General features: G+C 52.8%; 16 protein-coding genes and 1 pseudogene. 10 read left to right on the forward strand and 7 right to left on the reverse strand.

All coding sequences use genetic code 11. From position 1 onward, the window contains the following. Window positions 1-46 precede the first annotated feature (46 nt). From FDX19_RS20245 to FDX19_RS20270, 5 genes and pseudogenes are all read right to left on the reverse strand, one after another. Window positions 47-1,690, reverse strand: coding sequence for a multidrug ABC transporter permease/ATP-binding protein (locus tag FDX19_RS20245; protein WP_137384115.1), 1,644 nt, complete (start codon window positions 1,688-1,690; stop codon window positions 47-49). A gap of 35 nt (window positions 1,691-1,725) precedes the next feature. Beyond that, window positions 1,726-2,416 (reverse strand): annotated as a pseudogene (alkB, locus tag FDX19_RS20250) (DNA oxidative demethylase AlkB). Further along, window positions 2,416-3,480, reverse strand: a complete 1,065-nt coding sequence (gene ada / locus FDX19_RS20255) for a bifunctional DNA-binding transcriptional regulator/O6-methylguanine-DNA methyltransferase Ada (protein ID WP_137384117.1) — start codon at window positions 3,478-3,480, stop codon at window positions 2,416-2,418. The pseudogene alkB and the gene ada overlap by 1 nt, the downstream one beginning before the upstream one ends. A gap of 79 nt (window positions 3,481-3,559) precedes the next feature. Beyond that, a complete protein-coding gene (gene apbE / locus FDX19_RS20260) occupies window positions 3,560-4,615 on the reverse strand; it encodes an FAD:protein FMN transferase ApbE (protein ID WP_137384118.1) in 1,056 nt (351 codons plus the stop codon). A 115-nt stretch (window positions 4,616-4,730) separates the two neighbouring features. Next, complete coding sequence (locus FDX19_RS20270; RefSeq protein ID WP_137384120.1) at window positions 4,731-5,831, reverse strand: porin OmpC; 1,101 nt, start codon at window positions 5,829-5,831, stop codon at window positions 4,731-4,733. 741 nt (window positions 5,832-6,572) lie between these two features. On the opposite strand from FDX19_RS20270, the gene rcsD reads away from it, so the two are divergent. Together rcsD and rcsB are read left to right on the forward strand one after the other, a co-directional pair. Beyond that, the gene (gene rcsD / locus FDX19_RS20275) at window positions 6,573-9,242 is read left to right on the forward strand and encodes a phosphotransferase RcsD (protein ID WP_137384121.1); all 2,670 of its coding nucleotides are present in this window, start codon (window positions 6,573-6,575) and stop codon (window positions 9,240-9,242) included. A 16-nt stretch (window positions 9,243-9,258) separates the two neighbouring features. Continuing rightward, window positions 9,259-9,909, forward strand: a complete 651-nt coding sequence (gene rcsB, locus FDX19_RS20280; protein ID WP_003027592.1) for a response regulator transcription factor RcsB — start codon at window positions 9,259-9,261, stop codon at window positions 9,907-9,909. Between the two features lie 112 nt (window positions 9,910-10,021). Here the strand turns inward: rcsB and rcsC are convergent, their stop codons facing one another. Next, on the reverse strand, window positions 10,022-12,868 hold the full coding sequence (gene rcsC / locus FDX19_RS20285; protein ID WP_137384122.1) for a two-component system sensor histidine kinase RcsC: 2,847 nt from the start codon (window positions 12,866-12,868) through the stop codon (window positions 10,022-10,024). A gap of 168 nt (window positions 12,869-13,036) precedes the next feature. On the opposite strand from rcsC, the gene atoS reads away from it, so the two are divergent. The 6 genes from atoS to FDX19_RS20315 all read left to right on the forward strand — a co-directional run bounded on the left by atoS (window position 13,037) and on the right by FDX19_RS20315 (window position 20,300). Continuing rightward, on the forward strand, window positions 13,037-14,875 hold the full coding sequence (gene atoS / locus FDX19_RS20290) for a two-component system sensor histidine kinase AtoS (RefSeq protein WP_137384123.1): 1,839 nt from the start codon (window positions 13,037-13,039) through the stop codon (window positions 14,873-14,875). Continuing rightward, window positions 14,872-16,257, forward strand: coding sequence for an acetoacetate metabolism transcriptional regulator AtoC (atoC, locus tag FDX19_RS20295; protein ID WP_137384124.1), 1,386 nt, complete (start codon window positions 14,872-14,874; stop codon window positions 16,255-16,257). The genes atoS and atoC overlap by 4 nt, the downstream gene beginning before the upstream one ends. A gap of 196 nt (window positions 16,258-16,453) precedes the next feature. Beyond that, on the forward strand, window positions 16,454-17,113 hold the full coding sequence (gene atoD / locus FDX19_RS20300) for an acetate CoA-transferase subunit alpha (RefSeq protein WP_115601747.1): 660 nt from the start codon (window positions 16,454-16,456) through the stop codon (window positions 17,111-17,113). A 2-nt stretch (window positions 17,114-17,115) separates the two neighbouring features. Continuing rightward, window positions 17,116-17,766 (forward strand): 3-oxoacid CoA-transferase subunit B, encoded by a 651-nt coding sequence (locus FDX19_RS20305; RefSeq protein WP_137384125.1) that lies wholly within the window; start codon window positions 17,116-17,118, stop codon window positions 17,764-17,766. After that, on the forward strand, window positions 17,763-19,085 hold the full coding sequence (locus FDX19_RS20310; protein ID WP_137384126.1) for a TIGR00366 family protein: 1,323 nt from the start codon (window positions 17,763-17,765) through the stop codon (window positions 19,083-19,085). The genes FDX19_RS20305 and FDX19_RS20310 overlap by 4 nt, the downstream gene beginning before the upstream one ends. Before the next feature lie 30 nt (window positions 19,086-19,115). Next, window positions 19,116-20,300, forward strand: coding sequence for an acetyl-CoA C-acetyltransferase (locus FDX19_RS20315; RefSeq protein WP_137384127.1), 1,185 nt, complete (start codon window positions 19,116-19,118; stop codon window positions 20,298-20,300). Window positions 20,301-20,343: 43 nt separating this feature from the next. On the opposite strand, the gene gyrA is transcribed toward FDX19_RS20315, so the two are convergent. After that, window positions 20,344-22,980, reverse strand: a complete 2,637-nt coding sequence (gyrA, locus tag FDX19_RS20320) for a DNA topoisomerase (ATP-hydrolyzing) subunit A (RefSeq protein ID WP_137384128.1) — start codon at window positions 22,978-22,980, stop codon at window positions 20,344-20,346. Between the two features lie 158 nt (window positions 22,981-23,138). Here gyrA and ubiG point away from each other — a divergent pair, with 158 nt between their 5' ends. Together ubiG and nrdA are read left to right on the forward strand one after the other, a co-directional pair. Further along, window positions 23,139-23,867 carry a bifunctional 2-polyprenyl-6-hydroxyphenol methylase/3-demethylubiquinol 3-O-methyltransferase UbiG gene (ubiG, locus tag FDX19_RS20325; protein WP_137384129.1) on the forward strand — a complete coding sequence of 243 codons (729 nt, stop codon included), beginning with the start codon at window positions 23,139-23,141 and terminating at the stop codon, window positions 23,865-23,867. A gap of 419 nt (window positions 23,868-24,286) precedes the next feature. Further along, window positions 24,287-26,572, forward strand: coding sequence for a class 1a ribonucleoside-diphosphate reductase subunit alpha (gene nrdA / locus FDX19_RS20330; RefSeq protein ID WP_137384130.1), 2,286 nt, complete (start codon window positions 24,287-24,289; stop codon window positions 26,570-26,572). Window positions 26,573-26,580: the final 8 nt, after the last annotated feature.

Raw genomic sequence — 26,580 nt, forward strand, 5'->3', positions numbered from 1 at the left:
AATAAACGAGGCCGCCGGCTGGATAAAAAACCGGCGGCATGTGGGATCATGCTGTGCGAGCCACCGCATCACGTGAGGCTGCATCACGCTCATCGCCCAACAGTTCACTCAATTGCCCATTACGCATTTCCAGCAAACGGTCTGCATGAATAAAGTAATGATCGTCATGACTAATGGCAAAAATGGTTTTGCCCATCTCCTGCATCAGCGGCAACAATACCTGGTAGAATTCACGCCGGAAATGCGGGTCCTGATCGGCGGCCCATTCATCCAGCAGAATAATGTCGCGCTCCTCCGCTAATGCCAGCAACAGCGCCACACGCTTTTTCTGCCCTTTCGACAGCTTCAGGTTGAGAATGCGCCCGTCGTTCAGCTCCAGCTTGTGCGCCATTTGCAGATGTTCCAGCCACTTCGCGACCAGCGCCGGAGAAGCGTCTCTGCCTTCGGGCCCCAGCAATTTGTCAAACAGCCAGACGTCGGTAAACACTGCAGAGAACAGCTTACGGTAGTCCTCCGGTTTTTCGACAGCAACCGCCTTGCCATCCAGTAAAATCTCACCAGACTGCGGCTGGTACAACCCGGTCAGCAACATCGCCAGCGTGGATTTACCGCTGCCGTTACCGCCAATCAGGAAGATCAATTCACCACGACGAATGGTCAGATTCACTGGCCCAACGGAGAACGCATTATCCTGATAGTGGAAAACTACGTCACGCAACTCCAGCGTTTGCCAGTCCGGAAATGCGGTTGGCCGCGGGAATTCTGCCTTGAAAGGGGCCAGGGAGAACTTATTCAGCTTGTTGAACGCCACCTGTGCCGTCAGCAGCGTCGGCAGCGCGCCGACGGCAGAGAGCAACGGCGTGCGCAGGAATAGCAACGTCAGCGAATAGGTTGCCGCCACGGCGGTATCCGCCCAGCCCAGACTGTTGGCCATCCAGAATACCAGGCCAATGGCGCCCAACATCATAATATTCGACCAGTTGACCGCGCTCAGGTGGAAGGTATCAGCACGAATAATATGGTGGCGGTATTCTTTGGCATCCGGGACGTACAGCTGGTTAAAGATATGCTCGGCGCGCTCGCGGTTGAGCGTCAGCTCTTTGCGCCCTTCCAGCACCGTCTGGTAGTCGTTGTACAGCTTGTCTTCGGTTTCACGCAGGGTAGCCATGTGTTTATACACCCGCGCCACCAGCACAAACCCGCCCCAGATGGTGATTGCCATCCAGATTGCCGTCACCAGCAGCATTTTCGTCGACAACATGGCCAGATACGCCGCCGACCCCACGGTCAAAATAATCCCTTGTACCAGCTCAGGCAGGCGCACAAAGGCAATGGTAATGTTACGGATATCGCTGGTTAAACCGGCCAGTAACGAGGCGCTACCGATTTGCTCGATACGCTCGACGTGGGTGTCCAGAATACGTTTGATAAATTCGCTACGCAGACGGTAGACAAAGTGGTGTCCCAGCGTGGTGAGCGCCAGCTGTGAACCGAGGGTGACGACCATCAGTAACAGCAGCAGGCCAAGAAACTCCGGTAGCACCATCAGGGTGGTGTCGACCGTTTCAATCAAGCGCTGATTAATAAACGCAATCAGTCCAATCCCCAGCGCGGCACTGGCAAGGCTGAGCGCCATGACGCTGATAAATGGCCAGCGATACTGCCGCCAGACAAGAAGTAAAAGTTCCATGCAAACAACCCGGACAAGTAATAACAGCCCGCAGTTTAAACATCTCTTCGCTCACAGCAATAATAATTCTTATTTTTATTCTTTTTTACCCGCCTGACGAAACGTCAGGTTGTAGCGACAATCTCCGGTCAACGGATGATACCCTGTCTTAAGCGGCTGGACGCCGTGATAAAACAGCCGCGAGCTTCCCCCCCATACCACCACATCACCATGTTCCAGCAAAACTCGCTTTAAGGGATCGTTGCGCCGTAAGCCACCAAACTGAAAAATTGCCGGCAGGCCCAGCGATACAGAGACGATAGGCGCTCGCAGGTCAGGCTCATCTTTATCCTGATGTAAAGACAGTTTTGCCCCCGGCGTATAGCGATTAATAAGGCAAGCATCCGGTTGAAAATCAGGATAGCCTGCGGCCGTTGCCGCCCGTTGGCACAGCTCAGCAAAGACCTCGGGTAATGGCGGCCAGTGAGCGCCAGTTAATGGGTCGACCGGTGAATAGAGGTAGCCATGTTGATCCGTTGTCCAGCCCAGATGGCCGCAATTCGTCATGGCTACCGACATCGTATAACCGCCAGGGGTGACCATCTGGCGAAACGGCGACTGTCTGGCTGTCGCCGCGATTGCCTGCAGTAAAGCGGGGGCGGATTCAAATGCAAAACGCCGCAAAATCACCGCACCTGACGCCAGCGGCTCATGCCAGGGTTTCTCATCGGCAAAGAGATCGAGCATTAGGTTTCCTCGCGGGTGGCTTCACGTTGCAACAGCTGCGTCTTGCGCATTATTCCCCAACGATAGCCAGAAAGCGCGCCGTCGCCGCGGATTACGCGGTGACACGGGATCACAATGGCCAGTTTGTTCGCCGCGCAGGCGCTGGCGACGGCACGCACCGCCTTCGGCTTGCCGATAGTGCTGGCCAGTTGCTGATAACTCACCGTCTCACCACAAGGGATTGCCCGCAGCGCTTGCCATACCTGTTGCTGAAAGGCAGTTCCCTGAATATCCAGCGGCAGTGACAGTGCAGTATTGCGCGTGTTAATCACGGCGATCACCTCACGCACATGTTGTTGAAACTCCGCATCGGCGGGCTCGTCACGTGCCGTCGGAAACAGTTCATGTAATTCTGCGATCAGCGCAGCATCGTCGTCGCCCAGCAAGATTGCGCAGATACCCCGTTCACTTTCCGCGACCAGGCAGCGACCCAGAGCGCAATCTGCGAGGGTATAGCGCACAGAAACATTACCGCCGCCTTGACGAAATTGCCTGGCGGTCATGCCTAATGCCTGATCCGCTTTGCGGTAATAGCTGCTGCTGTCGGGGAATCCGGCGTCAAGAATCGCCTGTGTGACCGGCACGCCTTTTGCCAGCGCGTCACGCAGGCGGCGGGCACGCCATGACTGTTGCCAGGCTTTAGGGGTCATCCCGGTGATTGCTTTGAACAGGCGATGCAGGTGAAACGGGCTCATCGCCACATGCTGCGCAAGCGCCTCAAGTGTGAGGGGGGACTCCTGCTCCAGCAACTGACAGGCGTGGGCTATTTTGTCCAGCCGCTGCTGTTGTGCGCTGTCTTTGTCCGGCTGGCAGCGTTTGCAGGGACGAAACCCTGCCGCCTGTGCCTGCTCAGCATCCGCGAAGAAACTGACATTTTTGCGCAGCGCGTGTTTTGCCCGACAGGACGGCCGACAGAAAATGCCGGTCGTCTGAACAGCAAAAACAAACTGACCGTCAGCCCTGGCGTCACGGTCCAGCACAGACTGCCAGCGTTCATCATCAGTTATGTGTAAGAGATTTGTCATGATGGACTCCTTTGTTAAGCATAGCGCTTAGCCTCAGTGTGTCCGCATTGCGGGTTATAAAAACCCGCAATCTTGCTTTTTAATTTTTTTCGCTGACCAGGAAGCTTTTAAATTGCGGCGACATCCAGGTTTTAAACCCGTCGCCTTCTTTAACAATCATATACACCGCCAACCCTTCGCGACGCACGACTTCTTTGGCCTTTTGCGGGCCAAGGACCATCAATCCTGTATCCCAGCCATCGGCTTCCAGCGCCGTGGGTGCAATCACCGTCACAGAGACCAGATTGTGTTCGATCGGACGACCGGTTTGCGGATCGATGACATGGGACAGACGTTTACCGTCCAGTTCGTAATAGTTGCGATAGCTACCGGAGGTGCTGATGCCATGTCCGTTGATATCGACAATCGCCTGCACCGCGTTTTCACGATCGGTCGGTTTCTGTATTGCCACACGCCACGGTTGCCCCTCGGCATTCATTCCACGGCTGTTCAGAGCACCACCAACAGAAACCAGATAGCGGGCGATCCCTTCCTGTTCCATCAAGCGCGCCAGATGGTCAGCCGCATACCCTTCCCCCACGGTGGAGAGATCAACATACAGCGCCGGCAGATCTTTCTGCAGATAATTCTGGTGCGCCTCATTAACCACCTTCAGATGTGCGAGCCCGGTTTGCGCTTTGGCTGCGTCAATTTGCGCCTGAGTGGGAATATGCACCGGTTGCTTATCCGGACCAAAGCCCCACAAATTGACCAACGGTCCCACGGTAATATCCATGGCCCCATCGGTTTTTGCGCCAATGCGCAGCGCCGAAGTCACGATATCTGCCATGGCATCATTCACCGGCCACGGCGACAGACTTTTCGACAGGTTAAAACGCATCAGCGCAGAATCATTCTTATAGGTAGAAAGCAGTTGATCATCAGCATCGAGCTGCGTCTGGATCTTCGCCTGCAACTCCCCGGCGCGTTTGGCATCCACGCCAACCACACTGACCCGCCAGAAAGTGCCCATGGTTTTGCCTTCCAGGACTGTCGCGGTTGAGGACGGGGTCTGGGTTGATTTCGGGGCCTCATCGCACCCGACAAAAAAGAGTGTTACAGCCAGGAGCGCTGCACGACAAAAAATCATATCCATACGTGATTACCCTTATGAAAACGGGCGCAAGAGTACACCAAAAAAGAGTGTTTGTACGTCAGAAAAACGGCATTAAAAAAGGCCCCGTAGGGCCTTTGATAGAAATAAATGCAGATTAGAACTGGTAAACCAGACCCAGTGCTACGATATCATCGGTAGAGATACCGGCATTACGGGTGAACTGGTTGTCATCCAGCAGGTTGATTTTGTAATCAACATAGGTGGACATGTTTTTGTTGAAGTAGTAGGTCGCGCCAACATCAACATATTTCAGGATATCCTGGTCGCCGTAGCCGCTGTCCAGATCTTTACCTTTGGACTGCAGGTAAGCCACAGACGGACGCAGACCGAAGTCGAACTGGTACTGTGCAACAGCTTCGAAGTTCTGTGCTTTGTTAGCCCAGCCCAGTTTGCCCGCACGCGTTGCGTTGTAGGTCTGGGTGTACTGTGCTGCCAGGTAGACGTTGTTCGCGTCGTATTTCAGACCGCCAGTGTAGGTTTCAGCACGATCGCCGGTACCGAAGCCCAGCTTGTTCTGCTCATCAGTACGTTTGGAGCTGGTGACCGCGGTACCCAGGGAGAAGCCTGCGCCGATATCATAAGTGATAGATCCGCCAACGCCGTCACCGTTCTGATTCAGTGCGTCACGACCGTTGCCAGTCACGCCGGTCATGCCTTCACCTTCCGGACTACCGTTTTTACCCTGGTACTGCAGGGCAAAGTTCAGACCATCAACCAGACCGAAGAAATCAGTGTTACGGTAGGTTGCAAAGCCGTTACCACGCTGCTGCATGAAGTTGTCAGAACCGTAGGTATCGCCGCCGAATTCCGGCAGGACGTCGGTCCAGGACGTGACGTCATAAACCACGCCGTAGTTACGACCGTAGTCGAAAGAACCTGCATCAGCGAATTTCAGACCGGCAAACGCGACACGCGTCCAGGCGTTGTTTTCGTTTTCAGAGGAGTTACCCATGATCTGGTATTCCCACTGGCCGTAACCGGTCAGTTGGTCGTTAACCTGGGTTTCACCTTTGAAGCCGATACGCATGTAGGTCTGATCGCCATCTTTAGTAGAGTCATCAGAGAAATAGTGCAGACCGTCGACTTTACCGTACAGATCTAATTTGTTGCCGTCTTTGTTGTAAATTTCAGCCGCATTTGCTGCGCCTGCTACCAGCAGAGCCGGTACCAGGAGGGACAGTACTTTAACTTTCATGTTATTAACCCTCTGTTATATGCCTTTATTGCTTTTTTATGCCACTGCTCACTGGCTAACCCTCATTAACCAGTCGGCAACTTCATTCTCCGCAAAAACACAGAATAATCCAACACGAATATGATACTAATACTTTAAAGATGTTTCATTTATCGATGGAGATGTTTCAAAATATTAACAAAAGGGAACTTTTTTTAATTAAGAAAATGGAGAGAATAAGCACGAATAGTCAAGAATCATTACAAAAAACCTATAAATCAATCAGTTACACAAAACACAGCCATAGCACTGAATGATAAAACAAAATCTTCACTCGCAACTAAAATAGACTCGCTATCATCATTAACTTTATTTATTACCGTCATTCATTCATGAATGTCTGTTTACCCCTATTTCAGCCGAATGCTCTGCGTTCGGTTTTTTTTTACCCTTCTTTACACAAACGTCACGGTTCTGTGCTACCGATGAATAACTATAACGACTATTAACTATCTCACCTGTTCACCATCACATATAAATCAGACAAATAATTTCTTGTTATTTAATGCTAAATCTGTCGTTTTCATACCTCTATTTGTACCGATAGTGACCGGCTGTACATGTTTGCATTGCCTGCCTGGCAACGATACACAGCAATAAAAAATGCAGCTCAGCGGATGTTGCGTAAGTATGGCAATTCATACATTACCCTTTATACTGCCCCTTCATCTTTAGCGTCGTTTTAACAGGTCATAAACACGAATGAGTCAGTCTGACACAACGGCTTCTACCCGATTCTCCCTGCTTCCGGGAAGTATTACCCGTTTCTTCTTATTACTGATCGTGGTGCTGTTGGTGATGATGGGCGTGATGGTCCAGAGCGCGGTCAACACCTGGCTAAAAGATAAGAGCTATCAGATTGTCGATATCACCCACGCAATTCATAAAAGGGTGGATACCTGGCGATACGTGACCTGGCAAATCTATGACAATATTGCAGCGACAACCAACTCATCAACTGCCGACGGGTTACAGGAAACCCGGCTCAAGCAAGATGTCTACTATCTTGAAAAACCCCGGAGAAAGACGGAAGCGCTGATTTTTGGCTCGCATGACAGTTCTACGCTGGAAATGACCCAGCGTATCTCAACCTATCTGGATACGCTGTGGGGCGCGGAGAATGTCCCATGGTCAATGTATTATCTGAATGGTCAGGACAATAGCCTGATTCTTATCTCGACGCTGCCGCTGAAAGATCTCACCTCCGGCTTTAAAGAATCGACAATTGGCAACATTGTCGATTCGCGCCGCGCTGAAATGTTACAACAGGCCAATGCGCTTGATGAGCGTGAAAGCTTCTCGTCCCTTCGCCGGTTAGTCTGGCAAAACGGCCATTACTTCACGTTACGCACAACCTTTAATCAGCCAGGGCATCTGGCAACCGTGGTCGCGTTTGACCTGCCGATTAATGATTTGATCCCGCCGGGCATGCAGTTGGACAGCTTTCACCTGGAGCCGGATGCCACGTCTACGGCTGAGCATCTCAGTGAAAAAGAGTCGCCTGACAGCGTCAGCATCAACTTTAACAATAGCAAGATTGAGATCTCCTCAGCGCTAAATTCAACGGATATGCGACTGGTCTGGCAGGTTCCCTTTGGTTCATTGCTGCTTGATACGCTGCAAAGCATTTTACTGCCGTTGTTACTGAATATCGCTCTGCTGGCGCTGGCGCTGTTTGGCTATACCACTTTCCGCCACCTTCCTGCCCGCTCAAATGAAGTGGCGCCAAACCTTGTCGCAAATAATGAACTCCGGGTGCTGCGTGCAATCAATGAAGAAATTGTTTCGCTGCTGCCGTTGGGGTTATTGGTGCACGACCAGGAATCCAACCGCACGGTTATCAGCAATAAAATTGCCGACCATCTGCTGCCACATTTAAATCTGCAAAATATCACCAGTATGGCGGAACAGCATCAGGGGGTCATCCAGGCCACAATCAATAATGAATTGTATGAGATCAGGCTGTTCCGCAGCCAGATCTCAGCCCGCACGCAGATCTTTATCATTCGCGACCAGGATCGCGAAGTACTGGTCAATAAAAAGCTGAAACAAGCGCAGCGACTGTATGAGAAAAACCAACAGGCTCGCGCCGCCTTTATGCAAAACATTGGTAGCGCACTGAAAGATCCTGCCAAAACGCTGGCCACAAATGCTGCTGCACTCAATACGCCCGACAGCCACAAACTGGCAAACCAGGCAGACGTTCTGGTACGTATGGTCGATGAGATTCAGTTGGCCAATCTTCTGGAAAGCGATGACTGGAAAAGTGAATCAACGCTGTTTTCCGTGCAGGCGTTAATTGACGACGTCGTGCCTGAAGTACTGCCAGCCATCAAGCGTAAAGGGTTACAGCTGCTGATTAAAAATCACCTGAGCGCCAATGATGAGCGCCGCGGCGACCGCGATGCCCTGCGTCGTATTTTGCTGCTGCTCATCCAATATGCCGTGACCACAACGCAGATTGGCAAAATTACGCTGGACGTCGACCAGGATGAGTCGGAGGCAGAGCGTCTGACCTTCCGTATTCTGGATACCGGGGAAGGCGTCGCGCTGAATGAAATTGATAATCTGCACTTCCCGTTCAGCAATGACACCCAGAGCGATCGATATGGCAAAGCGAATCCACTCACGTTCTGGTTGTGCGATCAGCTCGCGCGCAAACTGGGTGGGCATCTGAATATTAAAGCGCGGGAAGAACTTGGAACGCGTTATATCGTCCATGTTAAGATGCCGCTGCATGACCAACATGCTGATAATGAAGAACGGCTGTTGGATGACGTCAGCGTGATGGTTGACGTCACCTCAAATGACGTACGCAGCATTGTATTGCGTCAGCTTGAAAACTGGGGAGCAACCTGCATCACGCCCGATGAGCGACTGAATAGTCAAGAATATGATCTCTTTATCACTGATAATCCGTCTAATCTTACTGCCTCGGGCTTGCTTTTAAGCGATGATGAGTCTGGCGTGCGAAAAATTGGCCCCGGTCAGCTGCGCGTCAACTTTAATATGAGCAATGCTATGCAGGAAGCTGTCCTGGAGCTAATAGAAGAACAACTGGCGCAAGAAGAAATCCAGGAACTCCCCCTCGGCGGTGATGAAAACGCCGAACTTCATGCCAGTGGTTACTATGCACTCTTTGTAGACACAGTACCGGATGATGTTAAGAGGTTGTATACTGAGGCAGCAACCAGCGATTTCGCTGCGTTAGCCCAAACGGCCCATCGCCTGAAAGGCGTGTTTGCCATGCTTAATCTGGTACCCGGCAAGCAGTTATGTGAAGCGCTGGAACATCTTATTCAAGAGAAAGATGCTCCAGGTATAGAAAAGTACATCAGCGACATTGACGTTTACGTCAAGAGCTTGCTGTAGCAAGGTAGCCCAATACATGAACACTATGAACGTAATTATTGCCGATGACCATCCGATTGTACTGTTCGGTATTCGTAAATCACTTGAACAAATCGAGTGGGTGAACGTTGTCGGCGAATTTGAAGACTCCACTGCACTGATCAACAATTTGCCTAAATTAGATGCTCATGTGTTGATTACCGATCTCTCAATGCCGGGAGATAAATATGGTGATGGGATCACGTTAATTAAATATATCAAACGCCATTTCCCGAGCCTGTCGATCATCGTTTTGACCATGAACAACAACCCGGCCATTCTGAGCGCGGTATTGGATCTCGACATTGAAGGGATCGTGCTGAAACAAGGTGCGCCAACTGACCTGCCTAAGGCGCTGGCGGCGCTGCAAAAAGGTAAGAAATTCACCCCGGAAAGCGTCTCTCGCCTGCTGGAAAAAATCAGCGCCAGCGGCTATGGCGACAAACGCCTGTCACCGAAAGAAAGTGAAGTTCTGCGCCTGTTTGCCGAAGGTTTCCTGGTGACTGAAATCGCTAAAAAGCTCAATCGCAGTATTAAAACCATCAGTAGCCAGAAAAAGTCTGCAATGATGAAGCTCGGCGTGGAAAACGATATCGCCCTGCTGAATTACCTGTCATCCGTGACGTTAAGCCCGTCAGATAAAGAGTAATTCGGTTTCATATCATCTGCCTGATGGCACCGTGTTTATCTGGCCTACGAACAATACAGCGTTGTGTATGTTCTGTAGGCCGGATAAGGCAAACACCGCTACCCTGCCCCTTTTATCCCCGCGTTTTTCTCACGCGTTCCGCATAGACCGTCAACGTCTGTTTTAGCACGTCTAACGTCACTGGCTTGGACAAACAGCTGTCCATTCCCGACTCCAGACAACGCTGCTTCTCTTCCGCTAGAGCATTGGCCGTCACACCAATCACCGGCAGCGTTAGCCCCAGTTGGCGAATACGCTGCGTCAAGCGATAACCATCCATATTCGGCATGTTGACGTCGCTCAGCACGATATCAATATGGTTTTTACTCAACACATTGAGCGCGTCCACACCGTCGTTGGCGGTTTTACACTGATACCCCAACGATCCTAGCTGATCGGCCAGTAAACGACGGTTAATCGGATGATCGTCAACCACCAGAATCATCATGTCATCGTTTGTGGCTCCCACTTTGTCCGGAGCTGGCAGCGCGGTGGAAAGCGCTTCACTGCCCAGTTCAACGCTGTAGATATGCGCCAGCAGCGCGGGCAACTCGTGCGGTGATGCCACGCTGTGCACCCACTCTCCAGGCGTTCTTTCCAGCGGAATACCAATGTGGCGACGACAGAAAATCACCGTGGCTCGTCCCTGCCACGTCTGATCCAGCACATCATCAGCAATCAATACATCATTTGCATCAGGTTGCTGCCCCTCATAACGCAGCACCGTCATCCCGGTACGCGTGAGGCTGGATTCGATAAAGTGATAGAGTGACGCGTTTCGCACCGCCAGCCAGCAGCGGGTACTGGCAAGACCCTCCACGCTTTTATTCTGTGGGTACTGGGCACCATACAGCGGTATCCGCAGCGTAAACTGGCTCCCCATCCCCGGTTCAGAATCGACGGAAATATCCCCGTCCATCATGCTGATCAGTTTCTCACAGATAGCCAGACCCAACCCGGTCCCCTGGAAATTACGCTGCACGCCCGTCCCCACCTGGAAGAAGGGATCGAACAGGCGAACGACTTCTTTAGCCGGGATCCCCACGCCAGTATCACGCACACGAATGCTGAGGTAGTCGCCGCTGCACTGAACATGCAGCACAATACAGCCGGTATCAGTGAATTTAATCGCATTACTCAACAGGTTAGAAATGACCTGCTGTAAGCGCATCGGATCGCCATTTAATGCCACAGGCACATCCGGTTCGATGAAACAGTACAATCCCAGTTGCTTGCGTACTACCAGCGGCAGATAGTTGGCCGTAATATGGCTCATCACTTCCCGCGGTGAAAATTCACGCGGTTCAATCTTCAACTGTTCAGATTCAATTTTCGAGAAATCAAGAATATCGCTGATAATCTTCAACAACAGGCTGGAGGAGTTATTCATCGCCGTCACCAGGCGATCCACTCCGCTGGGCAGTTCTTTCGTTTGCAGCAGGTCGAGGTTGCCGATAATGCCATACAGCGGCGTGCGTAATTCATGACTCACCGTCGCAAGGAACATTGATTTTGACTGGCTGGCCTGTTCCGCCGCCTGCGCCATCTCCTGTAACGACTCTTCCATTTTCACACGCGCACTCACATCGACCAGGACGCATATCGCTACGTTCTCATTGCGATAACGTGAATGCACAAAGCTGATTTGCAGATTGGTATTATTGCTGGTCAGCACATCGACGAAATTAACCTGCTGGCCGCAGATAATTTGCGTCAGCCGTTGCCTGTCTTCATGCGTCAGCATGTTGAGATAGGTATGTGCCAGCTCGTTGCTCAGAATGTTAATGCCATCAATTGTGCGCAGAATACAAATACCGACCGGCGCAGAAGCCACGATTTTACGGTTAAACTGCTCATGCTCTTCCAGGCGCTGGGCATCGCTTTCCGCTGGAATAAAAATACGCCGCTCATACATGCGCGTCAGCATAAACAACGCCGCACCTACCAGCACATTCAGCAGAACCGCATTCAGGATCATCATGCGTATCCGCTCCAGCACCAGATCGACCGGCACGGAGTACACAATACTGAGCGAGGACGGCGGCAGGTTTTTCTTCAACACCAGATTGCGAAAACCCGGCGTGTAGCCAAACCACGAGCGCTCCTGCATCCAGCGCGATTCAGACTGAATAGTGCCTTCAGGGCCGGTGAGTGAAATCAGCGCATGACCATTTTCATCAAGGATTGTCACCCCCATCGGCAAACTGCCCGGCGTGAAGAAGTTCTCCATACGAATCGGCTGTTCCACACCCAGCAACGCCTGCAGACGATTGGCAAGATAGACCGGCGTCAGCGCATAAAAATACCCCACCCCCGGACGCGGTCCCTGGCTTATCCAGAACAGGTTATTGCCGTTTTCTTCCTGCGGCGCATTGCGATACTTAATGATGCGTTCATGCAGCGCTTTCAGCGCCTCGTCACGTTCGACAGGCATATCCCGCAGACCAAAATTGGCCATACAGAGGTTATCGCTGCCGATCAGGAACACGCGGTTCAAATCATAAGCCGCTGAGAAATTGTCGCGCCAGTAGCGCATAAACCACGCCAATGACTCCAGCGAGCCACGCCAGGCATTACCCATCACCGCACAGTCGGAATCGGCAAACAGCGGTTCAAAATTCGGCACCACGGTTTTATCATCCCGTGCCCGCAATGACATCACGCCGTTTTCTGCCGTTAACCGGTTTTCAGCAATGTATTTCAGCTCTTTTATCACGTCAGAAGTACGCTGAATGTAGCGTTGGGCCTGATCGGAGCTGAGATTAAACTCCTGGCGGATCTCAGACTCTCGCTGGTGCAGCGCATTCACAATGTAGAACACCGACGCAAAAGCAATCAGACACCAGACCAGTAAGGCCAGCGCTCTGAACAGGTAGCGTGAGACTTTTAGGGTTGAATGAACGGAAGCAAGGTATTTCAAAGGGGCGAAGCTCCGCCTCAGGGTATCAATAGAGTGTGGTTAAGGTAGCGGTAAATGTCCGGCGTCGCAATGCCCTCTCTTTACGGGAATATGATACACCGCTCTGACACCGTTGTCTTAACCCCTGATAATCGTCGTTTGCCTAAAAAACACTGCACGGATGTGAGAATGCGCAAGCTGAGATGGCTGACGCGTCGTTTATACCCGCGACGTTTACGCAACCAAATGATCATGATGGCCATTCTGATGGTCATTGTGCCGACGATTTCTATTGGTTATATCGTAGAAACTGAAGGCCGGTCAGCAGTCTTATCTGAAAAAGAGAAAAAACTGTCATCGGTGCTCACTCTGCTTAACGGCGCGCTGGGCGATCGCTTTAGCCACTACGCGGAGTTACCGCGTGAAGCGCGCATTCGGGCGCTAAATCTTGAGTTGGGCCCCATCACCGAACGGATCACCCGGGCATTTCCTGGCATCGGCGCGGGATATTACAATAAAGCACTGGATGCAATCATCACCTACGCCCCCTCTGCGTTGTACCAAAGTAATGTCGGTATCACTATCACTGACGATCACCCCGGACGTGAAGTGATGCGCAACAACGCACCTGTGGTTTTTTCCGGACGACAGGTTCGTGGCGACATCCTCAACTCCATGATCCCCATCGAACGACAGGGTGACGTCATTGGCTATATCTGGGCGAATGAACTGACGGAAGATATCCGCCAGCAAGCCTGGAAAATGGACGTCAGGATCATTGCCGTACTGGCTGCCGGACTCATCAGTAGCCTGCTGTTGATTGTGCTTTTCTCTCGCCGTCTCAGTGCGAATATCGACATTATCACCGACGGACTCTCCACGCTGGCGCAAAAAACACCAGCACGCCTGCCTGAACTGCCCGGCGAACTGGGGCAAATCAGCCACAGCGTCAATGCGTTGGCACAAACGCTTCGGGACACCAAAACCCTTAATGACCTGATTATTGAGAACGCAGCAGACGGCGTCATTGCCATCGACAGACAGGGCGATGTCACCACCATGAACCCGGCGGCAGAGCAAATCACTGGCTATCAGTTGCATGAACTGGTTGGGCAACCCTATGCAACCCTCTTTGCCGATACTCAGTTTTCCAGCCCGGTACTGGATACGCTGGAGCACGGCACCGAACATGTCGCCCAGGAGGTAAGTTTTCCTGGTCGCGACCGCACCATTGAAATAAGCGTCACCACCAGCCGGATCCATAACGCGCATGGCGAGCTAATCGGAGCGCTGGTGATCTTCTCTGATTTAACGGCACGCAAAGAGACCCAGCGCCGGCTGGCACAAACGGAAAGGCTCGCGACGCTCGGCGAGTTGATGGCTGGAGTGGCGCATGAGGTACGTAACCCGCTGACGGCAATCCGTGGCTACGTCCAGATCATCCGCCAACAAACGTCTTTACCAGAACATCAGGAATATTTATCCGTTGTGCTGAACGAAATTGACTCAATCAATAAAGTCATCCAGCAACTGTTGGATTTCTCACGCCCGCGACAAAGCCAGTGGCAGCAGGTACGGCTCAACGCGTTGATTGAAGAAACGCTGATCCTCGTGCAAACCGCGGGCCTACAGGCTCGAATCGCGTTTACCACGGAATTTGATGCCGGCCTGCCAGCCATTGTCGCCGATCGCGAACTCCTCAAGCAGGTGATCCTCAATATATTGATCAATGCGGTCCAGGCGATAGCCGCACGGGGCGAAATTCGCATCCGCACCTGGCAATACTCAGCCTCACAGCAGGCGGTGATGATTGAAGATAATGGCAACGGTATCGATAGTGCCATTCAGAAGAAAATATTCGACCCCTTCTTTACGACCAAAGCGTCAGGTACGGGTCTTGGACTGGCGCTAAGCCAGCGCATTATCAACGCGCATCAGGGGGATATCCACGTGACAAGTATGCCGGGCTGCGGCGCGACCTTCACCCTGATTTTACCTCTTAACCCGCAGGGAAATCCGTCAGAATGAAAACGACCTACCGTATTCTCATCGTTGATGACGAAGAAAATGTTCGCCGTATGCTTACCACTGCATTTTCCCTGCAAGGGCATGAAACGCACTGCGCCAGCGATGGAAAAGCCGCGCTGACTCTGTTTGCTGATACGCATCCTGACGTGGTACTGATGGATATCCGTATGCCAGAGATGGACGGTATTGATGCACTGAAAGTCATGCGCGCCCAGCAGCCGCGGATCCCCGTTATTCTGATGACGGCCTACGCCGAAGTAGAAACCGCAGTGGAAGCTCTCCGTAGTGGCGCGTTTGACTATGTGATTAAACCCTTTGATTTGGATGAGCTCAATCTGGTCATTCAGCGCGCACTGCAGCTTCAGGCAATGAAGCAGGAGATCCGCAATCTGCATCAGGCGCTAAGCACCAGCTGGCAATGGGGGCATATCCTGACCAACAGCCCGGTGATGATGGATATTTGTAAAGACACGGCAAAAATCGCCCTCTCACAGGCGAACGTACTGATTAGCGGTGAAAGTGGCACAGGAAAAGAGCTGATTGCCCGCGCCATCCACTACAACAGCAGACGCGCCAACGGTCCCTTTATCAAAATCAACTGTGCGGCCTTACCGGAATCCTTACTGGAAAGCGAACTGTTTGGTCACGAAAAGGGGGCATTTACCGGCGCACAAACCCTACGCCAGGGACTGTTCGAACGTGCGCATCAGGGAACGCTTCTGCTCGACGAGATTGGTGAAATGCCGCTGGTGCTGCAGGCCAAACTGCTGCGTATTTTGCAGGAAAGAGAGTTCGAGCGCATCGGCGGACACCAAACTATCCGCGTCGATATCCGTATTGTTGCCGCCACCAACCGCTGCCTGCAAACAATGGTGAAGGAAGGAACGTTTCGCGAAGACCTGTTTTATCGGCTTAACGTTATTCACCTGACCCTTCCCCCGTTACGCGAACGCCGCGAAGACATCGCCCTGTTAGCGAATCATTTTTTACAAAAATTTAGTTCAGAAAATCAGCGGGATATCATTGAGATCGATCCAACGGCGATGTCCATGCTTACCGCCTGGCCATGGCCAGGGAACATTCGTGAACTGTCTAACGTCATCGAACGTGCAGTGGTCATGAATACCGGCGCGGTGATTTTTGCCGAAGACCTGCCTGCGCAGTTCCGATCGCCTGTCAGTACCGTAACAGAGGTAAAAGCAGTTCAGACCGGAGAACGCAATCTGAAGGAAGAAATTAAGCGTGAGGAAAAACGCATCATCCTTGAGGTGCTCGACAATCAGGATGGCAACCGCACCCGTACCGCGCTAATGCTGGGGATCAGTCGGCGCGCTCTGATGTACAAATTGCAAGAGTATGGTATTGACCCGTCAGGCTCCTGATACCTAAATTTGCTATGCAGAATTTTGCACACTGCGCAAAACTCTGCATAGCAACTCCCCCTTCCCCTCACCAGCCAGTAAAAAATAAATCATAAAATTCAAATAATTAAAAATTAATTTTGCCATTTGTCATTCTGGCACCCGGCTTGCAATTCCCTGAGCGTACCCAAAATGGAGTATGCAAAAGGGAAACATAATGAAAACAAAACTGATTACTCTACAAGACGCAGCGAGCTTCTTTCGTGACGGCATGACCATCATGGTCGGCGGTTTTATGGGGGTTGGCACGCCACCTCGCCTTGTCGAAGCCTTACTTGAATCTGGCGTCAGGGATTTGACGTTAATTGCCAACGATACCGCATTTGTCGATACCGGTATCGGCCCCTTAATCGTCAACGGCCGCGTGAGCAAAGTGATTGCCTCGCACATTGGCACCAACCCTGAAACCGGTCGCCGCATGATTGCCGGCGAAATGGACGTACAACTGGTGCCACAAGGCACTCTGATTGAGCAAATTCGCTGCGGTGGCGCAGGCCTTGGCGGTTTTCTCACACCAACCGGCGTCGGCACCGTAGTGGAAGATGGCAAGCAGACCATGACGCTCGATGGCAGAGTCTGGTTGCTCGAACGTCCATTGCGTGCCGATCTGGCGCTGATCCGCGCACACCGCGCTGACACGCTTGGCAACCTGACCTATCAACTTAGCGCCCGTAACTTTAACCCACTGATTGCCCTCGCCGCCGACATCACACTGGTTGAACCGGATGAAATGGTCGAGATCGGTGAACTCCAGCCAGACCAGATCGTCACCCCCGGTGCGGTTATCGACCATATCGTCATTCCACAGGAGAGCTAATCATGGATGCTAAACAACGTATTGCGCGCCGTGTGGCGCTTGAGCTTCACGACGGGGATGTCGTCAACCTGGGGATTGGTCTGCCGACGATGGTTGCCAACTACCTGCCCGCTGACATTCATATCACATTGCAGTCAGAAAACGGTTTTCTCGGTCTGGGGCCGGTCACGACCGCGCATCCCGACCTGGTAAACGCCGGTGGGCAACCGTGCGGGATTTTGCCAGGCGCAGCCATGTTTGATAGCGCCATGTCGTTTGCGTTAATTCGCGGCGGCCATGTCGATGCCTGCGTGCTCGGTGGGTTACAGGTCGATGAACAGGCCAACCTCGCCAACTGGGTCGTTCCCGGCAAAATGGTTCCCGGCATGGGAGGGGCGATGGATCTGGTGACCGGCGCACGCAAAGTGATTATCGCGATGGAGCATTGCGCAAAAGACGGCTCAGCGAAGATCCTCCGACATTGCACCATGCCGCTGACGGCACAACATGCGGTGCATATGCTGGTCACCGAACTCGCCGTTTTCCGCTTCATTGACGGAAAAATGTGGCTTACGGAAATCGCGGAAGGATGCGATATCGCCACGCTGCGTGAAAAAACCGAAGCGCAGTTTGATGTCGCCGCCGAGCTGACTATCCTGCGAGGTGATGCATGATCGGCCGCATTGCTCGTTTTATGACGCGCGTGGTCAGCCGCTGGCTGCCCGACCCGCTGATTTTCGCCATGCTGCTAACGCTGTTGACCTTCGGCATCGCGCTGTGGCTGACGCCACAAACGCCAGTCAGCATGGTGAGATTCTGGGGTGATGGTTTCTGGAACCTGCTGGCTTTCGGCATGCAGATGGCGCTGATCATCGTCACAGGCCATGCGTTAGCCAGTTCAGGACCGGTGAAAAGTCTGCTGCGTACGGCGGCCTCCGCCGCCAAAACCCCCGCTCAGGGTGTCATGCTGGTGACGTTTTTCGGTTCGGTCGCCTGCGTCATCAACTGGGGTTTTGGTCTGGTCGTGGGGGCGATGTTTGCCCGTGAAGTCGCACGCCGGGTACCCGGCTCCGACTATCCCCTGCTGATTGCCTGCGCCTACATCGGTTTTCTCACCTGGGGGGGTGGCTTCTCCGGTTCAATGCCATTGCTGGCGGCAACGCCAGGCAACCCGGTTGAGCACGTCGCAGGGTTAATTCCGGTCGCAGACACGCTGTTTACCGGTTTTAACATCTTCATCACCGTGGCGCTGATCGTCGTGATGCCGTTCATCACACGCATGATGACGCCAAAACCGTCTGATGTGGTAAGCATCGATCCGAAGCTGTTACTGGAAGAAGCTGATTTTCAGAAAAAACTGCCAGCCGACGCCCCGCCATCGGAAAAACTGGAAGAGAGCCGCATTCTGGCCCTGGTAATCGGGGCATTAGGGATTGCTTATCTGGCCCTCTATTTCACTGAGAAAGGCTTCAACATCACCATCAACACCGTCAACCTGATGTTTATGATTGCCGGTCTGCTGCTGCATAAAACGCCTATGGCCTATATGCGTGCCGTTAGCGCTGCCGCACGAAGCACTGCCGGCATCCTGGTGCAGTTCCCCTTCTACGCCGGTATTCAGTTGATGATGGAGCACTCTGGCCTCGGTGGATTGATTACCGAGTTCTTCATCAACGTCGCCAACAAAGACACCTTCCCGCTGATGACCTTCTTCAGTTCAGCACTGATTAACTTTGCCGTGCCATCTGGCGGCGGCCATTGGGTTATTCAGGGGCCGTTCGTCATGCCAGCTGCTCAGGCCCTTGGCGCCGATCTCGGTAAGTCAGTGATGGCTATCGCCTATGGCGAGCAGTGGATGAACATGGCGCAGCCGTTCTGGGCGCTACCTGCATTGGCCATCGCCGGATTGGGTGTGCGCGACATCATGGGGTACTGCATCACTGCCCTGCTCTTCTCAGGCGTCATTTTTGTCATTGGATTGACCTTGTTCTGACAGCCATTACTTACATAAAGGAACAGAAAAATGAAAAACTGTGTCATTGTCAGCGCGGCACGTACCGCAATCGGTAGCTTTAATGGCGCACTGGCGACCACCAGCGCTATCGAGCTGGGATCAACCGTGATAAAAGCGGCAATCGAGCGCGCTCATCTTGATCCGCAGCAGGTTGAAGAAGTGATTATGGGTAACGTGCTGCAGGCCGGGCTGGGACAGAATCCGGCGCGTCAGGCATTGCTAAGAAGCGGTCTTTCCGACACCGTTTGCGGCTTCACCGTCAACAAAGTGTGTGGCTCCGGTCTCAAAAGCGTGGCGCTTGCGGCTCAGGCGATCGCCGCCGGACAGGCCCAGGCACTGGTCGCTGGCGGAATGGAAAATATGAGTCAGGCCCCCTACCTGTTAGAGGCTAAAGCCCGCTGGGGATATCGTCTCGGTGACGGGCAATTGGCAGACGTCATTCTGCGCGATGGGCTGATCTGCGCCGAACATGGCTATCATATGGGGATTACCGCCGAGAACGTCGCTAAAGAGTACGGCATCAGCCGCGAAATGCAGGATGAACTGGCACTGTTATCACAACAGAAAGCCATTGCCGCAATAGAGTCCGGCGCGTTCCAGGCCGAAATCGTCCCTGTCAGCGTACAATCACGAAAGAAAACCCTTATTTTTGAACGCGATGAGTTTCCCAAGGCAGACTCCACGGCGGAAGGTCTTGCCGCATTGCGTCCGGCCTTCGACAAAGCAGGTACTGTTACCGCTGGCAATGCCTCGGGGATTAACGACGGTGCTGCCGCTCTGGTGGTAATGGAAGAGTCGGCAGCGCTGGCTGCTGGGCTACAGCCGCTGGCGCGAATCAAAGCCTGGGCCAGCGGCGGCGTGGCACCGGCGATGATGGGGATGGGGCCCGTTCCGGCCACGCAAAAAGCGTTACAACTGAGCGGACTTCAACTGTCGGATATCGATCTTATCGAAGCCAACGAAGCATTTGCCGCACAGTTTCTTGCCGTCGGCAAAACGCTGGGGTTTGATGCGCAAAAGGTCAACGTTAACGGTGGTGCGATTGCGCTGGGCCACCCTATCGGCGCCAGCGGCGCGCGAATTCTGGTCACATTGCTGCATGCGTTACAGGCACGGGATAAAACGCTCGGTCTGGCAACGCTGTGTATCGGCGGCGGCCAGGGTATCGCGATGATCGTGGAGCGGATGAACTAAAAAAAAGGGCCGGATTTCTCCGGCCCTTCTCATCACAACTTAATTACTCTTCTGCGTCATCTGCCGCATCATCGTCGCTCTCAGCTTCAGGAGCGATATCATCGTCCCCTTCCGCAGCACTACCGTCGATGGAGTCAAGTTCTTCATCATCAACCGGTTCAGCAACACGTTGCAGACCGACGACGTTTTCATCTTCCGCCGTGCGGATGAGGATCACGCCCTGGGTGTTACGCCCAACCACGCTGATTTCCGACACGCGAGTACGCACCAGCGTACCGGCATCGGTGATCATCATGATCTGGTCGGTATCTTCAACCTGTACCGCGCCGACAACAGAGCCGTTGCGCTCGGTAACCTTGATGGAGATAACGCCCTGCGTCGCACGAGACTTGGTCGGATACTCTTCTGCCGCGGTACGCTTACCGTAGCCGTTCTGCGTCACGGTCAGGATGGCACCTTCACCGCGCGGAACAATCAGAGAAACAACTTTATCCTCTCCTGCCAGCTTGATACCGCGTACGCCGGTCGCGGTACGACCCATCGCACGAACGGCATCTTCTTTGAAGCGCACCACTTTACCGGCAGCAGAGAACAGCATGACTTCGTCACTACCGGACGTCAGGTCAACGCCAATCAGCTCGTCGCCTTCGTTCAGGTTAACCGCAATGATACCGGCGGAACGCGGACGGCTGAACTCGGTCAGCGCGGTTTTCTTCACCGTACCGCTGGCGGTCGCCATGAAGACGTTCACGCCCTCTTCGTACTCGCGTACTGGCAGGATAGCAGTGATACGTTCATTGGCTTCCAGCGGCAGCAGGTTGACGATTGGACGTCCACGTGCGCCACGGCTGGCTTCCGGTAGCTGATAAACCTTCATCCAGTACAAACGACCGCGGCTGGAGAAGCAGAGGATCGTGTCGTGAGTGTTGGCCACCAGCAGACGGTCGATAAAGTCTTCTTCTTTAATGCGTGCTGCTGATTTACCTTTCCCGCCACGACGCTGTGCTTCGTAATCGGTTAACGGCTGATATTTCACGTAGCCCTGGTGAGACAAGGTTACAACAACATCTTCCTGGCTAATCAGATCTTCGATGTTGATGTCAGCGCTGTTCGCTGTGATTTCAGTACGACGCGCATCGCCGAACTGCTCACGAACCAGCTCCATCTCTTCACGGATAACTTCCATCAGACGATCGGCACTGCCCAGAATGTGCAGCAGTTCAGCGATCTGCTCCAGCAGCTCTTTGTATTCGTCGAGCAGTTTTTCATGCTCAAGGCCGGTCAGTTTCTGCAGACGCAGATCCAGAATTGCCTGGGCCTGCTGTTCAGTCAGGAAGTACTGACCGTCACGCACGCCAAACTCAGGTTCCAGCCACTCAGGACGCGCAGCGTCATCACCCGCACGTTCCAGCATGGCAGAGACGTTACCCAGTTCCCAGGAGCGCGCAACCAGCGCCGCTTTCGCTTCTGCCGGGGTCGGGGCACGACGGATCAGTTCGATGATCGGATCGATGTTGGCAAGAGCAATCGCCAGCGCTTCGAGGATGTGCGCACGGTCGCGGGCTTTACGCAGTTCAAAAATAGTACGGCGGGTAACCACTTCACGACGGTGACGAACAAACGCAGCGATAATCTCTTTCAGGTTCATGATCTTCGGCTGACCATGGTGCAGCGCAACCATGTTGATACCGAAAGAAACCTGCAGTTGGGTCTGGGAGTAGAGGTTATTCAGCACCACTTCCCCGACCGCATCGCGTTTCACTTCAATCACGATACGCATACCGTCTTTGTCAGACTCGTCACGCAGCGCGCTGATGCCTTCAACGCGTTTGTCTTTTACCAGCTCGGCAATTTTCTCGATCAGGCGTGCTTTGTTCACCTGATACGGAATTTCATGCACGATGATGGTTTCACGGCCAGTTTTCGCGTCAGCTTCGACTTCTGCACGTGCGCGAATGTATACCTTGCCGCGACCGGTACGGTAAGCTTCTTCGATACCACGACGACCATTGATGATCGCTGCGGTCGGGAAGTCCGGACCCGGAATATGTTCCATCAGCCCTTCAATGCTGATGTCTTCATCGTCAATATATGCCAGACAGCCGTTGATCACTTCCGTCAGGTTGTGCGGCGGAATGTTGGTTGCCATACCTACCGCGATACCGGACGAACCGTTCACCAGCAGGTTAGGAATTTTGGTCGGCATGACGTCTGGAATGCGTTCGGTGCCGTCGTAGTTATCGACGAAATCAACCGTTTCTTTTTCCAGGTCAGCCATCAGCTCGTGGGCGATTTTCGACATACGGATTTCCGTATAACGCATCGCAGCTGCGGAGTCGCCATCGACAGAACCAAAGTTACCCTGACCATCCACCAGCATGTAGCGCAAGGAGAATGGCTGCGCCATACGAACAATGGTGTCGTAAACGGCGGTATCACCATGAGGGTGGTATTTACCGATTACGTCACCAACGACACGGGCAGATTTTTTATAGGCTTTATTCCAGTCGTTGCCCAATACGTTCATGGCGTAAAGTACGCGACGGTGTACCGGTTTCAGGCCATCTCGGACGTCCGGCAGCGCACGGCCAACAATGACCGACATCGCATAATCCAGATAGGAGCTCTTCAGCTCTTCCTCAATGTTGACCGGTGTAATTTCTCTCGCAAGGTCGCTCATCTAACCGCTATCCCTCTACTGTATCCCGGATTCAAAGGTCGCAAATTATAACACACCCGTGCAGATTCAGGTAAATGGATTCCCCCAGACAGAGGCTTTATTCATCCCGTCAGGCTGATATACTCGTTTGCATTGCTAATTTAGGAGTAGAAGCCCCAATGAATGCCGAAAAACCGCCGGTAACTCACAACGTTGACCATGAAGAAATTGCCAAATTTGAAGCAGTCGCGTCGCGCTGGTGGGATCTTGAGGGTGAATTTAAGCCTCTGCACCGCATAAACCCGCTGCGTCTGGGCTATATCGCCGAACGGTCAGGTGGTCTGTTTGGTAAAAAGGTACTCGACGTCGGCTGCGGCGGCGGGATTCTGGCAGAAAGCATGGCGCGTGAAGGCGCAACGGTCACCGGCCTGGATATGGGGTTTGAACCCTTACAGGTGGCAAAACTGCATGCGCTGGAAAGCGGCATTCATGTTGAGTATGTGCAGGAGACTGTCGAAGAACACGCCGAGAAACATGCGCACCAGTATGACGTCGTCACCTGTATGGAAATGCTGGAACACGTACCGGACCCGCAGTCTGTAGTCAGAGCCTGCGCCAAACTGGTCAAACCCGGCGGCGAAGTATTTTTCTCCACGCTCAACCGTAACGGTAAGTCCTGGTTGATGGCCGTGGTCGGCGCGGAATATATTCTGCGCATGGTGCCGAAAGGTACACACGATGTGAAAAAATTTATTAAGCCGGCTGAATTGTTACAGTGGGTCGACCAGACGGTGTTGAAAGAGCGTCACATGACCGGTCTGCATTACAACCCCATTACCAACACCTTCAAACTGGGCCCCGGCGTGGATGTGAACTATATGGTGCATACCACCGCCAGGGTTGATTAACCGCTCCTGTAGGCCGGATAAGGCGCCCAACGCCGCCATCCGGCATGCTAACGGGAACAATGCCTGATGGCGCTTCGCTTATCAGGCGTACAAATCCTGTGCCAGATCATAAGAACTTTCTTTGCCTTAGATGAAGAAATCAGCACTCGATCAAATTTTCTATTTTTTTTCTCAATTATTGACATCCCCGCCAGGCCTTATAAGACGCGCACTTAGCGATTCTTACCCTTTTGCAACCTCAATTTAACCTCAAAATCAACTCTTGTGCTGAAAAGAATCCCTACTAGAATACTCACCATATAGCGTCTATTTTATCAAACAACCCCTACATATAGTATTTATCCACAGACTTAGTCACAACGTGGCACTGTGGATAATATGGGGGATATTTTTTCTTTCACGGACAGGTAAAAAACCACATGAATCAGAGTCTGCTGGTGACAAAGCGTGATGGTAGTACAGAGCGCATCAATCTCGACAAAATCCATCGAGTTCTGGATTGGGCGGCAGAAGGACTGAATAACGTATCGATTTCACAGGTCGAGTTGCGCTCCCACATTCAGTTTTATGACGGTATCAAGACTTCCGATATCCATGAAACAATCATCAAAGCAGCTGCAGACCTGATCTCCCGCGACGCGCCGGATTATCAGTACCTGGCGGCTCGCCTGGCCATTTTCCACCTGCGTAAAAAAGCCTACGGCGAGTTTGAACCGCCTGCACTTTACGACCATGTTGTGAAAATGGTTGAAATGGGCAAATACGACAATCATCTGCTGGAAGACTACACGGAAGAAGAGTTCAAGCAGATGGACTCGTTCATCGAGCACGACCGTGATATGACCTTCTCTTATGCTGCGGTGAAGCAGTTAGAGGGCAAATATCTGGTGCAAAACCGTGTGACCGGTGAGATTTATGAAAGCGCACAGTTCCTCTACATTCTGGTCGCTGCCTGCCTGTTTTCAAACTACCCGCGTGAAACCCGTCTGGAATACGTTAAACGTTTCTACGACGCCGTTTCTACGTTTAAAATTTCGCTGCCGACACCAATCATGTCCGGCGTGCGCACCCCTACCCGTCAGTTCAGTTCCTGTGTACTGATCGAGTGTGGCGACAGCCTGGATTCGATCAACGCCACGTCCAGCGCGATTGTAAAATACGTTTCTCAACGTGCTGGCATTGGTATCAACGCGGGTCGCATTCGTGCGCTGGGTAGCCCGATTCGCGGCGGTGAAGCGTTCCACACCGGCTGTATTCCATTCTACAAACACTTCCAGACCGCGGTGAAATCCTGCTCTCAGGGCGGCGTGCGCGGCGGTGCCGCTACGCTGTTCTACCCGATGTGGCATCTGGAAGTGGAAAGCCTGCTGGTGCTGAAAAACAACCGTGGCGTAGAAGGCAACCGCGTCCGTCATATGGACTACGGTGTGCAAATCAACAAGCTGATGTATACCCGCCTGCTGAAAGGCGGCGACATCACCCTGTTCAGCCCGTCCGATGTTCCGGGTCTGTACGACGCATTCTTCGCCGATCAGGACGAATTTGAACGCCTGTACACAAAATATGAAAACGACGACAGCATCCGCAAACAGCGCGTGAAAGCGGTTGAGCTGTTCTCGCTGATGATGCAGGAACGTGCTTCTACTGGTCGTATCTACATTCAGAACGTTGACCACTGCAACACCCACAGCCCGTTTGATCCGGCTGTCGCACCGGTACGCCAGTCCAACCTGTGTCTGGAAATCGCACTGCCGACCAAACCGTTGACCGATGTGAACGACGAGAACGGTGAAATCGCACTGTGTACGTTATCCGCATTCAACCTGGGCGCTATCGACAGCCTGGATGAGCTGGAAGAACTGGCCGTACTGGCTGTGCGTGCTCTCGATGCGCTGCTGGATTACCAGGATTATCCAATTCCGGCCGCTAAACGCGGCGCCATGGGCCGTCGTACGCTGGGTATTGGCGTAATCAACTACGCCTACTGGCTGGCGAAAAACGGTAAGCGTTACTCTGACGGCAGCGCGAATAACCTGACCCATAAAACCTTTGAAGCCATTCAGTATTACCTGCTGAAAGCCTCTAACGAACTGGCAAAAGAGCAAGGCGCATGCCCGTGGTTCAACGAAACCACCTATGCGCAGGGTATTTTGCCGATCGATACCTATAAGAAAGATCTGGATGCCATTGCCAACGAGCCGTTGCACCTGGACTGGGAGCAACTGCGTGAGTCCATTAAGACCCACGGCCTGCGTAACTCCACGCTTTCTGCGCTGATGCCGTCGGAGACCTCTTCGCAGATCTCCAACGCCACTAACGGCATTGAACCACCGCGCGGCTACGTGAGCATTAAAGCATCCAAAGATGGCATTCTGCGTCAGGTTGTGCCGGACTACGAACACCTGCACGACGCGTACGAACTGCTGTGGGAGATGCCGAACAATGATGGGTATCTGCAACTGGTAGGGATCATGCAGAAATTTATCGATCAGTCGATTTCTGCCAACACCAACTACGATCCGTCACGCTTCCCATCAGGAAAAGTGCCGATGCAGCAGTTGCTGAAAGACCTGCTCACCGCCTACAAATTTGGTGTCAAAACGCTGTATTATCAGAACACCCGTGACGGTGCGGAAGATTCTCAGGACGATCTGGTGCCGTCCATTCAGGACGACGGCTGCGAAAGCGGCGCTTGTAAGATCTGATGAATGAT

It is taken from the genome of Citrobacter sp. wls619 (assembly GCF_005281345.1).
In the GTDB taxonomy this organism is placed as follows: Bacteria; Pseudomonadota; Gammaproteobacteria; order Enterobacterales; family Enterobacteriaceae; genus Citrobacter.